Annotated in this window: 14 protein-coding genes; 11 read left to right on the top strand and 3 right to left on the bottom strand. The window is 60.6% G+C overall.

Annotated features, from left to right (window positions below):
* Window positions 1–65: 65 nt before the first annotated feature.
* From CXK91_RS14530 to CXK91_RS14495, 8 genes are all read left to right on the top strand, one after another.
* Entirely contained in the window at window positions 66–830 is a 765-nt protein-coding gene (locus CXK91_RS14530) for a YoaK family protein (protein ID WP_103456827.1), read from the top strand.
* A gap of 226 nt (window positions 831–1,056) precedes the next feature.
* On the top strand, window positions 1,057–1,938 hold the full coding sequence (locus CXK91_RS14525) for an MIP/aquaporin family protein (protein WP_103456826.1): 882 nt from the start codon (window positions 1,057–1,059) through the stop codon (window positions 1,936–1,938).
* A gap of 12 nt (window positions 1,939–1,950) precedes the next feature.
* Window positions 1,951–3,459 carry a glycerol kinase GlpK gene (gene glpK / locus CXK91_RS14520; protein ID WP_041013583.1) on the top strand — a complete coding sequence of 503 codons (1,509 nt, stop codon included), beginning with the start codon at window positions 1,951–1,953 and terminating at the stop codon, window positions 3,457–3,459.
* A gap of 133 nt (window positions 3,460–3,592) precedes the next feature.
* Complete coding sequence (locus CXK91_RS14515) at window positions 3,593–4,351, top strand: DeoR family transcriptional regulator (protein ID WP_103456825.1); 759 nt, start codon at window positions 3,593–3,595, stop codon at window positions 4,349–4,351.
* 354 nt (window positions 4,352–4,705) lie between these two features.
* Window positions 4,706–6,241, top strand: coding sequence for a glycerol-3-phosphate dehydrogenase (gene glpD, locus CXK91_RS14510; protein ID WP_103456824.1), 1,536 nt, complete (start codon window positions 4,706–4,708; stop codon window positions 6,239–6,241).
* Window positions 6,242–6,428: 187 nt separating this feature from the next.
* Complete coding sequence (locus tag CXK91_RS14505; protein ID WP_103456823.1) at window positions 6,429–7,589, top strand: Na/Pi symporter; 1,161 nt, start codon at window positions 6,429–6,431, stop codon at window positions 7,587–7,589.
* Window positions 7,590–7,610: 21 nt separating this feature from the next.
* Window positions 7,611–7,838: a hypothetical protein gene (locus tag CXK91_RS14500; protein WP_103456822.1), complete on the top strand. Its 228-nt coding sequence runs from the start codon at window positions 7,611–7,613 to the stop codon at window positions 7,836–7,838.
* 20 nt (window positions 7,839–7,858) lie between these two features.
* The gene (locus tag CXK91_RS14495; protein WP_103456821.1) at window positions 7,859–8,821 is read left to right on the top strand and encodes a PstS family phosphate ABC transporter substrate-binding protein; all 963 of its coding nucleotides are present in this window, start codon (window positions 7,859–7,861) and stop codon (window positions 8,819–8,821) included.
* Window positions 8,822–8,844: 23 nt separating this feature from the next.
* Here CXK91_RS14495 and ppk2 read toward each other — a convergent pair whose 3' ends face one another.
* Window positions 8,845–9,759 (bottom strand): polyphosphate kinase 2, encoded by a 915-nt coding sequence (gene ppk2 / locus CXK91_RS14490; RefSeq protein WP_423833968.1) that lies wholly within the window; start codon window positions 9,757–9,759, stop codon window positions 8,845–8,847.
* A 208-nt stretch (window positions 9,760–9,967) separates the two neighbouring features.
* Between ppk2 and CXK91_RS14485 the strand changes: the two genes are divergently transcribed.
* Window positions 9,968–10,249, top strand: coding sequence for a peptidylprolyl isomerase (locus tag CXK91_RS14485; protein ID WP_103456819.1), 282 nt, complete (start codon window positions 9,968–9,970; stop codon window positions 10,247–10,249).
* Between the two features lie 103 nt (window positions 10,250–10,352).
* Here CXK91_RS14485 and CXK91_RS14480 read toward each other — a convergent pair whose 3' ends face one another.
* Window positions 10,353–11,948, bottom strand: coding sequence for a methyl-accepting chemotaxis protein (locus tag CXK91_RS14480; protein ID WP_103456818.1), 1,596 nt, complete (start codon window positions 11,946–11,948; stop codon window positions 10,353–10,355).
* 294 nt (window positions 11,949–12,242) lie between these two features.
* On the opposite strand from CXK91_RS14480, the gene CXK91_RS14475 reads away from it, so the two are divergent.
* A complete protein-coding gene (locus tag CXK91_RS14475) occupies window positions 12,243–12,611 on the top strand; it encodes an STAS/SEC14 domain-containing protein (RefSeq protein ID WP_103456817.1) in 369 nt (122 codons plus the stop codon).
* Between the two features lie 97 nt (window positions 12,612–12,708).
* Window positions 12,709–13,170 (top strand): DUF3597 domain-containing protein, encoded by a 462-nt coding sequence (locus tag CXK91_RS14470; protein WP_103456816.1) that lies wholly within the window; start codon window positions 12,709–12,711, stop codon window positions 13,168–13,170.
* Between the two features lie 43 nt (window positions 13,171–13,213).
* On the opposite strand, the gene CXK91_RS14465 is transcribed toward CXK91_RS14470, so the two are convergent.
* Window positions 13,214–13,627: an HPF/RaiA family ribosome-associated protein gene (locus CXK91_RS14465; RefSeq protein ID WP_103456815.1), complete on the bottom strand. Its 414-nt coding sequence runs from the start codon at window positions 13,625–13,627 to the stop codon at window positions 13,214–13,216.
* Window positions 13,628–13,914 lie beyond the last annotated feature (287 nt).

Genomic DNA, 13,914 nt, shown 5'->3' with positions numbered 1-13,914 from the left:
GCATGTAGGTTTCAGCGGCGCCTTGCGCTCATAATCGCCGCTTTGCTTCCGAGCACGAGCCAACCATGCCGATCAACTACGCCCGCCGCCTGACTGATCGCCGACGCTCCACGCAAAGCAACCGCCAGCTGGGCGTCTGTCTGGCATTCATTGCCGGGGCAGCCAATGCCGGCGGGTATCTCGCGATTCAGCAATACACCTCGCACATGACCGGCATCGTTTCGGCAATGGCCGACAATCTGGCCATGGGCGCCACTGACCTGGTGCTCGCCGGTTTCGGCGCGCTGCTCTCGTTCATCCTCGGCGCAATGTGTTCGACGTTGATGATCAACTTCTCCCGCCGTCGGCGGCTGCACAGCCAGTACGCGCTTCCGCTGGCCCTGGAAGCTGCACTGTTGCTGTTGTTCGGCATCCTCGGTGCACGCCTGATGAGCGTCCAGGGTTTCTTCGTGCCGCTGACCGTGGTGCTGCTGTGTTTCATCATGGGTCTGCAGAACGCGATCATCACCAAGCTCTCCAACGCCGAGGTCCGCACCACCCACATCACCGGGATGGTGACCGACATCGGTATCGAACTGGGGCGCCTGATCTACTTCAACCGCAGTCGTCATGACGACATGCCACCGGTCCGAGCCAACCGGCAGCGCCTGCGTATCAACCTGATGATGGTGACGAGCTTCTTCATTGGCGGATTGACCGGCGCGGTCGGCTTCAAACACTTCGGCTCTCTCTCCACCGTCCCGCTAGCCGCGCTGCTACTGGCACTGGCGCTCGTGCCCATGGCTGACGACCTGCTGCTCGGCTGGCGCCTTTGGCGACGTCGGCGCTAGGCCCTCGTACGGCGGCCTGTGAGGCGCTCCTGCCGGTCGACGAACATAGTATTCCGGCCATTGCCAGACAGCGCTCGGCGCAGTTTGTTCCGCTTGATGCTCGGCAAAATGTTCGAATTTTTACTTTGACAGTTGCTTTTTTTGCCTCTAAGTTTTCGTTTCCGAACAATTCCGAACGAATGCAGTGCTCGGAATAAAACAAAAACAAACGAACGAGGCTCCGCGCATGAGTACGCCCATCGTCCCTACGCTCAAGGGACAGTGCATCGCCGAATTTCTCGGCACTGCCCTTCTCATCTTCTTCGGCACCGGCTGCGTTGCAGCGCTCAAGCTCGGCGGTGCCGATCTGGGGCTATGGGAAATCAGCATCATCTGGGGCATCGGCGTTTCGATGGCGGTGTACCTTGCCGCCGGCGTATCCGGTGCGCATCTGAACCCGGCTGTCACCATCGCATTGTGGCTGTTCGGCACCTTCGAACGGCACCGTGTGCCGGCCTACATCCTGGCGCAGGTGGCCGGCGCCTTCTGTTCTGCCGCACTGGTATACGGGCTGTATAGCAGCCTGTTCTTCGATTTCGAACAGGCTCAGCAGATGGTTCGCGGCAGCGTTGAAAGCCTCGAACTCGCTTCGATCTTCTCCACCTACCCGCACGCTTCGCTGTCGTTCGGCCAGGCATTCCTGGTGGAGGTGGTGATCACGGCGATCCTGCTGGCGATGATCATGGCCATCACCGACGACGGCAACGGCTTGCCAAGCGGCCCGCTGGCCCCCCTACTGATCGGCCTGCTGATCGCCGTCATCGGTGGTGCGATGGGCCCGCTAACCGGCTTCGCGATGAATCCAGCTCGGGATTTCGGGCCTAAGCTGATGACCTTCTTTGCAGGCTGGGGCGACGTGGCCTTCACTGGCGGGAAGGACATTCCGTATTTTCTGGTTCCGATTTTTGCCCCGATTCTCGGCGCCTGTCTGGGCGCTGCAGGTTACAAGGCGCTGATCTGCCGGCATTTGCCCGGAGTTGGCTCGGCCGCCTGCGATGCACCGCAACCCAAGGGAAAGGCCACTGCCGAAATGGGCTCCGCCCAGCCCGATGTCAGTAAAGTTCGCTAAGGAAACGTCGTCATGAGCAATCAGAACAAGCAATTCATCGTCGCCCTCGACCAGGGCACCACCAGCTCCCGCGCCATCGTGCTGGATCGCAATGCCAACGTGGTAACCATCGCCCAGCGTGAGTTCGCGCAAATCTATCCGCAGCCGAGCTGGGTCGAGCATGACCCCATGGAGATCTGGGCCACCCAGAGCGGTGTATTCGTCGAAGCCCTGGCCCAGGCTGGCATCACCAACGAGCAGGTGGCGGCGATCGGCATCACCAACCAGCGCGAAACGGCCATCGTCTGGGACAAGATCACCGGCCGACCGATCTATAACGCCATCGTCTGGCAGAGCCGCCAGAGCACGCCGATCTGCGATCAGCTCAAGCGCGACGGCATGGAAGATCACATCCGCAAAACGACGGGCCTGGTGATCGACCCCTACTTCTCCGGCACCAAGATCAAGTGGATTCTCGACCACGTCGAGGGCAGCCGTGAACGTGCCCGCCGCGGCGAACTGCTGTTCGGCACCGTCGACTGCTGGCTGATCTGGAAGATGACCCAGGGCAAGGCCCATGTCACCGACTACACCAACGCCTCGCGCACCATGCTGTTCGATATCCACAAGCTGGACTGGGACCCGGTGATGCTGGAAACCCTGGATATCCCACGCGAGATGCTGCCGGAGGTGCGCTCGTCCTCCGAGGTTTATGGTCACGCCTACCTGGGCTCGGGCCAGAGCACCGGCATCCCCATCGCCGGTATCGCCGGGGACCAGCAAGCTGCTCTGTTCGGCCAGATGTGTGTCGAGCCAGGCCAGGCGAAGAACACCTACGGCACCGGCTGCTTCCTGTTGATGAACACCGGCACCAAGGCCGTGCAATCCGAACATGGGCTGCTGACCACCATCGCCTGCGGCCCGCGTGGCGAAGTGAACTACGCGCTGGAAGGCGCCATCTTCAATGGCGGCTCCACCGTGCAGTGGTTGCGCGACGAGCTCAAGGTGCTCAACGAATCACTGGATTCGGAGTACTTCGCCACCAAAGTGCCGGACAGCAACGGCATCTATCTGGTGCCGGCATTTACCGGTCTTGGCGCACCCTATTGGGACCCTCGCGCCCGCGGCGCGCTGTTCGGCCTGACCCGCGGGGTCAAGGTCGATCACCTGATCCGTGCGGCGCTGGAATCCATCGCTTACCAGACTCGCGACGTGCTCGATGCCATGCAGCAGGACGCCGGCGAGCGGCTGCGCGCCTTGCGCGTGGATGGCGGTGCGGTGGCCAACAACTTCCTCATGCAATTCCAGGCCGATATGCTCGGCACCCAGGTCGAACGCCCGCAGATGAAGGAAACCACCGCGCTGGGCGCCGCGTACCTGGCAGGATTGGCGACCGGTTTCTGGAGCGATCTCGACGAGCTGCGCAGCAAGAGCAGCATCGAGCGCGTATTCGAACCGGCGTGCGGAAGCGAACAGCGCGAAGCGCTCTATCGGGGCTGGCAGAAGGCTGTCGACCGCACGCGCAACTGGGCTGAGGACTGATCGAAAGCGGCCAGCGCCCGCCCATCCGATCATTCGGAAGCGGGCGCGGCATGCGCGAATTCGAACAATCGGCGCTTTAATCGAACGCCAGACTACGGCATGCTTCCCGCACAACAGCGAATAAGGAAGCCTCATGAGCCTGGCGCCCCGACAGCAGAACATTCTGGAACTCGTGCGCGAGCGCGGTTATGTCAGCATCGATGAGCTTGCCCGGCATTTCGCCGTCACCCCGCAAACCATCCGCCGGGATATCAACCAGCTCGGCGACGCCGGCCTGCTCCGGCGGTACCACGGTGGCGCGGCATACGACTCCAGCGTACAGAACACCGCCTACAGCCAGCGTGCACATCAGATGCGCGACGAGAAGCTGCGCATCGCAGCGGCGATGGCAGCGCGGATTCCCGATCAGGCTTCGCTGTTCATCAACATCGGCACCACCACCGAGGCGATTGCCCAGGCCCTGCTCAACCATCGCGACCTGAAGATCATCACCAACGATCTGCACGTGGCGAGCATTCTCAGTACCAAGGAAGACTTCGACGTGCTGATCGCCGGCGGCAACGTGCGCAGCGATGGTGGCGTGGTGGGTCAGGCCACCGCCGACTTCATCAGCCAGTTCAAGGTCGACTTCGCATTGATCGGCATCAGCGGTATCGACGAGGACGGCACCCTGCTCGACTTCGACTACCAGGAAGTACGGGTCTCCCAGGCAATCATCCACAACGCGCGCAAGGTTTTCCTGGCTGCAGACTCCAGCAAGTTCGGCCGCAGCGCCATGACGCGCCTGGGTTCACTGGAGCAGATCGACTGCCTGTTCACCGACTCGCCGCCATCGGAGGTCTTCTCCGAGCTGCTCGCCCACCACAAGGTGCAGCTGGAGATCGCCGAGTAATCTGGCGGCGCGTTATTCGCGGACAAGTCCGCTCCCACACTAGATCGTGCCGAACCTGCAGGGACGCTCGCGGAGCGTCGAGTCTTGACCGCGATTCAGTCTGGGCACCGCTTCTACATTTTTCGCGACGAAAGCCGCCTGTAACGAATTCGGCCGCTTCCGGGCAGACGAAACCTGGCCGGACGGCGTTATGAGAACCGACACTGCAGCCAAACAGCGGCAATCAATCAGCAGCACGCAAAGTTCGAATATTTTCTTTTTTAGCTATTTTCGAACATTTTTGCTTTCGCATGGATTCTTTTACGAATAGCATGTTCAAAACCGAACATACCCTTCGTTTCTGAGGAGAAGCCCGTGCCCCATTCTGCCCAGCCCGTCTCCGAGCTTTATGACGTCGCCGTAATCGGCGGCGGTATCAATGGTGTCGGTATCGCGGCCGACGCAGCCGGTCGCGGTTTGTCGGTGTTCCTTTGCGAACGTGACGATCTGGCCAGCCACACGTCATCAGCCAGCAGCAAGCTCATCCATGGTGGGCTGCGCTATCTGGAACACTACGAATTCCGCCTCGTCCGCGAAGCACTCGCCGAGCGAGAAGTGCTACTGGCCAAGGCGCCGCATATCGTCAAGCCGATGCGCTTCGTACTGCCCCACCGCCCTCACCTGCGCCCGGCCTGGATGATCCGTGCCGGTCTGTTTCTCTACGACAACCTGGGTATGCGCAAGAAGCTACCAGCGTCCCGGGGCCTGCGCTTCGGCAAGGAGAGCCCGCTCAAACCCGCGATCACTCGTGGATTCGAGTACTCAGATTGCTGGGTCGACGACGCCCGGCTGGTGGTGCTCAACGCCATGGCCGCACGGGAAAAAGGTGCGCATATCCATACGCGCACGCAATGCCTCAGCGCCAAGCGCGCTGGCGGCATCTGGCATGTTGAACTGCAGCGCGAAGATGGCAGTCGGTTCTCACTGCGTGCCAAGGCGCTGGTCAACGCGGCCGGGCCGTGGGTAGCGCAGTTCATTGGGGAAAATCTGCAGCAGCGCTCACCCTACGGCATCCGCCTGATCCAGGGCAGCCACATCATCGTGCCCAAGCTGTACGAAGGTGAGCAGGCCTACATCATGCAGAACGAGGATCGGCGCATCGTCTTCGCCATCCCCTATCTGGATCGCTACACCATGATCGGCACTACGGACCGCGAATATCACGGTGACCCTGCCAAGGTAAGCATCAGCGAAGAAGAGATTGCCTATGTGCTGGGAGTCTCCAACACCCACTTCCGCAAGCAGCTCGCCCCCCGGGATATCGTGCATACCTTTGCCGGCGTCAGGCCGTTGTGTGACGACGAGTCGGACAACCCCTCCGCAGTCACCCGGGACTACACGCTGTCGTTGGCGGCGGAAGAAAAACAGGCGCCGCTGCTCTCGGTATTTGGCGGCAAGCTGACCACCTACCGCAAGCTGGCTGAATCAGCGATGGCGCAGCTCAAGCCATTCTTTCCAGGCATGGGAGATAGCTGGACGGCGCAAGCTGCGCTACCCGGCGGCGAGGGCATGAGTACCGCCGATGCACTCGCCGAAGAACTGGTGGCCAAAATACAGGGACTCAAACTGCCGCTGGCCAAGCGCTGGGCAACCCTCTACGGCAATCGTGTATGGCGCATGCTGGGCGACGCGCGCTCACTCGAGGCACTGGGCGAAGACCTTGGGCAGCAGCTGTATGCGCAGGAGGTGGAGTACCTGCGTCGCGAGGAGTGGGCAACTCGGGTGGATGACATCCTCTGGCGCCGCACCAAGCTGGGCCTGGCGTTCAGCGAACCTGAAATAGCGGGCCTGCAACGCTATCTGGAAGAGCGCCCCGTCGCCGAGCCAGAACACAGCAGCGACGCCGCCTAAAGCCTACAAATACAAGCCCGTCTCTGGCGGGCTCTGGTCATCAGCTCAGGGCCATCTCGACACGTCCCGTGGAGTGCGCATCGACTAAGCCCGGGGCGCCATTCGTCCGCTGTCACCGCTGCGGTCATCAAGCATTCACAGCTGAAGCACACCGTCGAGCGACTGACATGCTTGCGGGAGTTGCCTGATGACGATCAATACCGGTGCCCTAGCCGACAAATCCACACCCGTTACACGCCAATGGATGTCCTGGCTATTGGTGGTCACGCTGATCTACCTGCTATTGGCAGCGGTGGGCGCAATCGGCGACGGCTTCAAGGCTGCCACCGGTGACAACGCGAAAGAGCTGTTCGCCTTTGCCACCAACCCATTCGTGGGTCTGATGATCGGGCTCGCAGCCACCGCGCTGATCCAGAGTTCGAGCACCGTGACATCGATCATCGTGGGCATGGTCGCGGGTGGGCTGCCGATTCCTATCGCGATCCCGCTGATCATGGGCGCCAATATCGGCACCTCGTTGACCAGTACCATCGTCAGCCTGGGTCACATCCGCAGCGGCACGGAGTTTCATCGAGCGTTCGCCGCGGCGACCGTGCACGACGCCTTCAACATTACTGCGGTGGCCATCCTGCTGCCGCTGGAACTGCTGTTCCATCCGCTGCAGCGCCTGTCCGAGGCCCTCGCCGGGGTGCTTGTTAGTGACAGCACCAGTGTCGATATGAAGAGCGTGAACTTCATGAAGACCCTGCTCTCACCGGCCAGCGAGCTGCTCGAATCCAGTGTCGCCTGGCTGCCGAGTAAGGTTTGGGCAGGCGTCGCGCTGATCATCATTGGGATCGGCCTGATCCTCTTCGTCGTGCAGGCGATCGGCAAGGTGCTGCGCAAGGTCATGGTCGGCCGCGCCAAAGACATCATGCACGCCAGCGTTGGGCGTGGCCCGGTTTCGGGCATTGCATCGGGAGCCATCATCACGGTATTGGTTCAGTCTTCCTCGACCACAACCGCTTTGATCGTGCCGCTTGCAGGCACCGGCGTCTTCACCCTCAAGCAGGTCTATCCGTTCACACTGGGCACCAACATCGGCACCTGCGTCACGGCCCTGCTGGCTGCTACGGCGATCTCCGGCCCCACCGCAGAACTGGCCATGCAGATCGCGCTGGTGCATCTGCTGTTCAACCTGTTCGGCATTTTCTTCATCTATGTGGTGCCCTTTCTGCGTGGAATTCCACCAGCCATCGCTACGCACCTCGCGGACCTTGCGCAGCGCAGCAAACTGTATGTCGGCGCGTACATTGGCGGCGTGTTCTTCGGCCTGCCTCTGCTGATGATCGGTGGTAGCCAACTCTGACCCAGCCCGGAGGGCCATCCCATGCATAGAGAACGTCGTGTCCAGACCGAAAACCGCATCCGCGAACTGCGCGAATCGCTCAACGAGCTCGAAGCTCAACTCAACCAGATAGATGCACAGGAGCAGAAAGCGCAGCACCGGGAAATCGATCGACTGGATGACTACATCAATGCCGTCGACACCCGCTTCAACAGCCTGCAAGTGTTCTGGAACTCGCTAAAACATGAATGGTTGAAACCAAAGCCTTGAGCCAAGCAGAGGAACGCAGCATGCACGTCAAACCCCAGCCTCATCTGCTACTGCGCATCGCACTCGGCTTGCAGCTTGCCCTCAGCCCGTTCGTGCACGCGGATGAGGCGACAAGCAGTGGGCTGCTTATCGACGGTTCCAGCACCGTCTATCCGTTGACGCAGGAAGCGGTACGACGGTTTCTACGTGCCCGCCAGGGCCACCCGATTGATGTTGCCTTCTCGGGAACGACTGCGGGCTTTCGCCGCTTCTGTGCTGGCGAGACGGATATAAACGATGCATCCCGCGTGATAAACGAGAATGAACAGGCGCTGTGCGCGAAGAACGGGGTCCGCTACCGCGAGATACCACTGGCGATGGACGCCATTGCCGTAGTGGCGCACCCGCGCAATGACTGGGCGAAGGACATCTCGGTCGACGAACTGAAAAAGCTCTGGGCGCCTGCCGCAGAAAGCAAGATCACTCGATGGAACCAGATACGCCCAGAGTGGCCCGATCGTCCGGTGAAGCTGTTCGGCCGCGGGCAGGACTCGGGCACCTATGACGTCTTTACCAGAGAGATCGTCGGCACGACCCACCGCAGCCGCCAGGACTACACCGCCAGTGAGAACGAAGAGGAACTGGCCGCCGGCATCGCCAGCGAATCCGACGCGCTTGGCTTCTTCGGCATCGGCGCCTACCACCGGCACTGGGACGAACTGAAGTTGCTCGCCGTGGATAATGGCAAAGGCCCGGTCTACCCCACCCTTGCCACCGTCAGCCAAGCGCAGTACCAGCCCCTGACGCGCCCGCTGTTCCTCTATGTGAACGAGCAGAGCCTGCTGCGTAAACCCGTCACCGAGGCTTTCGTCGAACACTATCTGGAAGGCTTGCCCGGCTGGATTCACTTCACCGGCTTCATGCCCCTCGACAGCGAGCGCTATCGCGAAAGCCTGGCGGCCTTGAAGCTAACGCCGCCAGCGAATCCGTCCGAACCCGATTAACGCGAAGCGCTCCAGCTGGCCGTTTAGTAGATCGCCGGTACGATCATCGTGTTCGGCACTGGATTACGTAGGTAATCGGCGTTGTAGACGCGCTCAGGCAGCTTCACCGGGGCGCGTTCCACCTCCCCGTAGGGCAGCTGGCTCAGCAGATGGGTGATGCAATTGAGGCGTGCGCGCTTCTTGTCGTCCGCCTCGACGATCCACCAGGGTGCATCAGCGTTATGCGTGCGCTCGAGCATGATCTCCTTGGCGCGAGTATATGCCTCCCAGCGGCGGCGGGATTCGAGGTCCATTGGACTTAGCTTCCACTGCTTGAGCGGATCGTGAATGCGCGCCAGGAAGCGCCGGTTCTGCTCCTCGTCAGAGATGGAGAACCAGTACTTGATCAGGATGATTCCCGAGCGCACCAGCATCCGCTCGAACTCCGGAGCCGAGCGGAAGAACTCCTCGTATTCGTCATCGGTGCAGAAACCCATCACCTTTTCGACACCGGCGCGGTTGTACCAGCTACGGTCGAACAGGACCATCTCACCGGCGGCTGGCAGATGCGAGACGTAGCGCTGGAAATACCATTGGGTGCGCTCGCGGTCATTCGGTGCAGGCAAGGCCGACACCCTGCAGATGCGCGGATTGAGACGCTGAGTGACGCGCTTGATGACACCGCCCTTCCCCGCCGCATCGCGCCCCTCGAAGAGCACGACCACGCGCAGCTTGTTGTGCACGATCCAGTCCTGCAGTTTGACCAGCTCACCCTGCAGGCGTAGCAGTTCGGAGAAGTAGGCCCGCCGCGAAAGGCCCGACTCGGAGGGCTGCGGCACGCTTTCGTGCGGGATCAGCGCATCCATACGCGCGTCGTCCAGTTCCATTTCCAGCTCTTCGTCAAGGCTGTCCTGAAACTCGTGCAGCAGGTGTTGGTAGACATCGTGCGAGCTGCGCATATCGTCGGTCATCGCGGGCTTCCGGTAGGCGGGAGAAATGCCACGCACATGGGTGGCTCTGGCTCACGCTAGCCAGTGGCGATGACGGGATCATGACCGAATCAGTACGAGAGAAAGAAGACCGCAGCCAGGATAAGCGGGCACCAGCAGCGTTTGAATCGCAGAGCAATTCCGGTAGGCTCGCAGCTTTCCCAGAGGAGTACACCCCATGGCTCGAGCCACTGCCCGCCACATCCTGGTTCCCACCGAAGAAAAGTGCAACGAACTGAAATCGGCCATCGAAGGCGGCGCTGACTTCGCTCAGGTTGCCAAGGATAACTCCACCTGTCCGTCCAGCCGTCAGGGCGGCGACCTGGGTTCGTTCGGCCCCGGCCAGATGGTCAAGGAATTCGACACTGTCGTGTTCAGCGCCCCGATCAATGTCGTGCAGGGTCCGGTAAAGACGCAGTTCGGTTATCACCTGCTGGAAGTAACCAGCCGCCAGGACTGATCCCTCCGTCCCCGCACTCATTGTGCGGGGACGCGCAGCCCTCTCTCCATGCCGAGCAGGCGCTCTCTACCAGCAGCACCTTCCCGAATCATCCCCCGACTGATCACGCTTCGAGACGAAAACGCCCGGTCAGTGACTTGAGGCCTTTCATGCTCTGCATGATGGTATTGCCCGACGCTGCCGTGTCCTGAGTTACACCGGCGGCCTGATCGGCGACCTGAGCGATGCGCGTCAGCGACTGGTTCATGTCCTCGGCAACGTGCGACTGTTCTTCGGCAGCGGTGGCGATCTGATTGGTCATGCCGCGAATGGTCTGCACCGCCCCCACGATCTGGCCCAACGCGTGCTGGGCCGCTTCGATCTGGGTGAGCGTAATCGAGCTGCTCTGGCGCGACGCATCCATGGCCTCACCTGCGCGTCCGGCCTGAGTCTGCAGGCGCTCGACCAGAACGCTGACTTCCTTGGCCGAACTCTGAGTGCGGCTGGCCAGGCTGCGTACTTCGTCGGCAACCACCGCGAAACCGCGGCCCTGCTCGCCAGCGCGGGCTGCTTCGATGGCCGCATTGAGTGCCAGCAGATTGGTCTGCTCGGCGATGCCGCTGATCACGTTGAGCACCTTGCCGATCTCATGGCTGTCCTGCACCAGCTGCTGCATGACATCGGAGAGGCTGTCCACATGACCACTCAGGGTTCGGATAGCACCGACCGAATCGTTCATCACAGCGCTGCCGGAGTTGGTTTCCTGTTCGGCGACATCCGCCGCATTGGCTGCCTCCACGGTGCTACGCGCCACCTCCTGGGAAGTAGCGAGCATTTCGTTCATGGCGGTCGCCACCTGATCGATCTCAGCCTGCTGCCCTTCCACGTTACGTGCACTGTCTCCAGCCAGACTCGCCATGCGAACGCACTGGACGTCGGCTTCGTCAGCGGCCAGGCGAACGCCCTTGATCATCTCCCCGACCTGCCCCAGCAGGCGGTTGTAGGCCAGGGTGATCATGCCCATCTCATCATCGGCGTGACGCACCTGCAACGGTGAGGAGAAATCGCCCTGACTGACTTTTTCCAGCCGACCACGCAGCTCGTCAATTTGCACCATCAGCCAGTTCATACCGGCAATGCGACCAAGAATGACCAGCAGCAGAATGCACAGGGTCGAGCCCAAGGCGACCCAGAGCTGCTGGGAAGCGCTGCGGTTTGTCTCGGCAGAGATCAGCGACACCACTTCGTTGGCGGCAGCGAGAATGTCGTTGGAGTCGTTGGCAATTGCCTTCAGATCGGCGTTCTGGCCTGCGGCCAGCGCCTGCACGGCGGGACGATAGCGCTGCCAGATCTGATCGACACGCTGCAGGTGCGGCTTGGCGCTGGCCAGTTCCATCGGGGCAATGCCCTGTGCACGATCACCGACCATCAACAAGCGGTGCGACTGCTCGAAGCGCTGGATAGTTTTGTCGACCTCCGCCGGGCCACCGATGCCTTCAGCCGCCAGAAGTGCTTCCTTCATCATTTTCTGGCTGAGCATGCGCTGTGCGCCGGCCATGTCGATCTGGCTGGCATCCTTGGCGGACATGAACAGCACGCCGGCTGTGAGCGCAGCGCAAAAGAAGATAAGACTGTAGGAAAAAAAGAATTGCTGGTTGATGGTACGCAGACCCAGTCCGCGCAATATGGACTGGATGACATTCGCCAAGGTGCTGGTCATTGAGGTATCCAACTGCAGGAAAAGAAAGCGTTGCCACCGCAGGATGGCGCTGCACTTGCTCTGTTCTCGGCGGCAGCCAGTGCAACTTGATACCGCTGATCACCTATGGCGAAACTCAGCAATTACGAGGTCCCACGCAGTTTTTCATTGCACACGGACATGCAAGTCACATGCTGATGCAGATCAAAAAAAACTGAGGAAACGACCATTTTTTGGCTGGAGCGCGACGCAACGGCTATGGTCAGGTGAACGCGAGGAGCCGCTCGCAAAAACCGACCAAACGAGGGTCTGCTCATGTTCCAGGTATCGCGCAGAGGCGAAAACCGCATCGATATCGACTTTTCCGGCAAGCTGGACAGCCAAGCCATGCGCGCGGCGCTGGATGACCTGCTGTTCAAGTCCGAAGGCATCAGCCATGGCCGAATGCTTTACCGAATCGGCGACTTCGATCTGCCTACGCTCGGCGCAGTCGGTGTTGAGCTGTCCCGGTTACCACAACTGTTCCGTTTCATTCGACGCTTCGACCGCTGCGCGGTGGTCGCCGGCAAGGAGTGGCTGCGCAAGGCCAGTGAAGTAGAAGGTGCACTGATCCCCGGGCTGACTATCAAGGCCTTCGATCTGCATCAGGAAACTGAGGCAAGCACCTGGCTGGAAAACGGCTGATGTCCAAGCTGTAATGCCTGACGACCCGACATGCGGAAGCGAATGGTCTGTTATGCGGTGCTGTCGAACAAATACATCCACAGCACGGAGAAAGGACATGGGACTTTTCGATTCGATCAAGGCCAAGCTCGGTTTGAGCGATGTCTCCAACGAGGCGCAACGCAAAGCCGATGTACCTCCGGCTGACGCCACGCATTCGAGCGCCGAAGGCATCACCCTGAGCGACAGGCCCACCACCACCGATAACGCAACCATCGCGCCACATAAGGACCTGAATCAATCGGCGACCACTGCAGGCGGCGTCGACGTAGTGGCACAATTGGAGGCCAAGGCTGCGCAGCACCCGGAGGCGCTCAACTGGCGCACCTCGATCGTCGATTTACTGAAACTGCTTGGACTGGACAGCAGCATGGAAGCGCGGCGAGAGCTTGCTACGGAGCTTGGTTGCCCAGCTACAGATATGGCGGACTCGGCGCAGATGAACATGTGGCTGCACCGGGCGGTAATGAAGAAATTAGCTGAGAACGGAGGCAGCATTCCGCCGGAACTGCTGCACTGATGTGCGCGAAGGGCCTTCCTTTCGGAAAGCCCTTGCCGAAGGCTTATGAGTTGCGAACCTGCTCGTCCGCCAGGAAATCTTCCTCAAGCAGCGCATCGCGACCCGCTACGGCGCCGTCGATCATTTGCGGCTGAGCGCCCGGGCGCTTGCTACGCAACTTGCCGAACTGGTGAGCAAGCGCATTGTTCAGTTTTTCGACTGCGCCATCGACGGCCAATTCCAGCGATTCGGCCTTGTGAGTGACGGAGATCGGCTGCAGGCCCTTCGGCCGCGCCTCGATCTGGCAGCGCTTGTCTTGAGCGCCGGCCTTGTCGCCATTTTCGTCGTTGAGATGTACGACCACACGAGTCAGCTCGTCGTCGTACCGGTCCAGCTTGCTGGCGACACTGGCACTGACCCAATCAGCCAGACGGGCACTGCCTTCGATGTGGTTATCGCTATGAACCTGGATTTGCATAAGTCGTCCTTACTTCCGCTTATGAGCACCGCCCTTTCGGGTGGCTTGCCGATAGCTATGCCACCCTTTTACTTATTAAGCAACGGGCAAGATGTCGCCGAAGTTGTCTTTGCAGCGCGTAATTTTCGCTTTGCTATCCGAAACTTAGCCGGATCGCTACCGTTGCCGACGTGAAGCTGGATAGATCTGTGCGCGGCCGAAAAATGAGTTTTTACGCGATGGGACCTACTACTTGTATGCAGGTGACCGATACAGCCGGGCCGAACTAAAAGGCGCCGGGTGAAAAC

Origin of the sequence: Stutzerimonas stutzeri, from assembly GCF_002909485.1 — a bacterium.
GTDB lineage: Bacteria > Pseudomonadota > Gammaproteobacteria > Pseudomonadales > Pseudomonadaceae > Stutzerimonas > Stutzerimonas stutzeri_AH.
The sequence above is the reverse complement of the archived record's forward strand: the minus strand, read 5'-3'. Positions and strand labels throughout refer to the sequence as shown.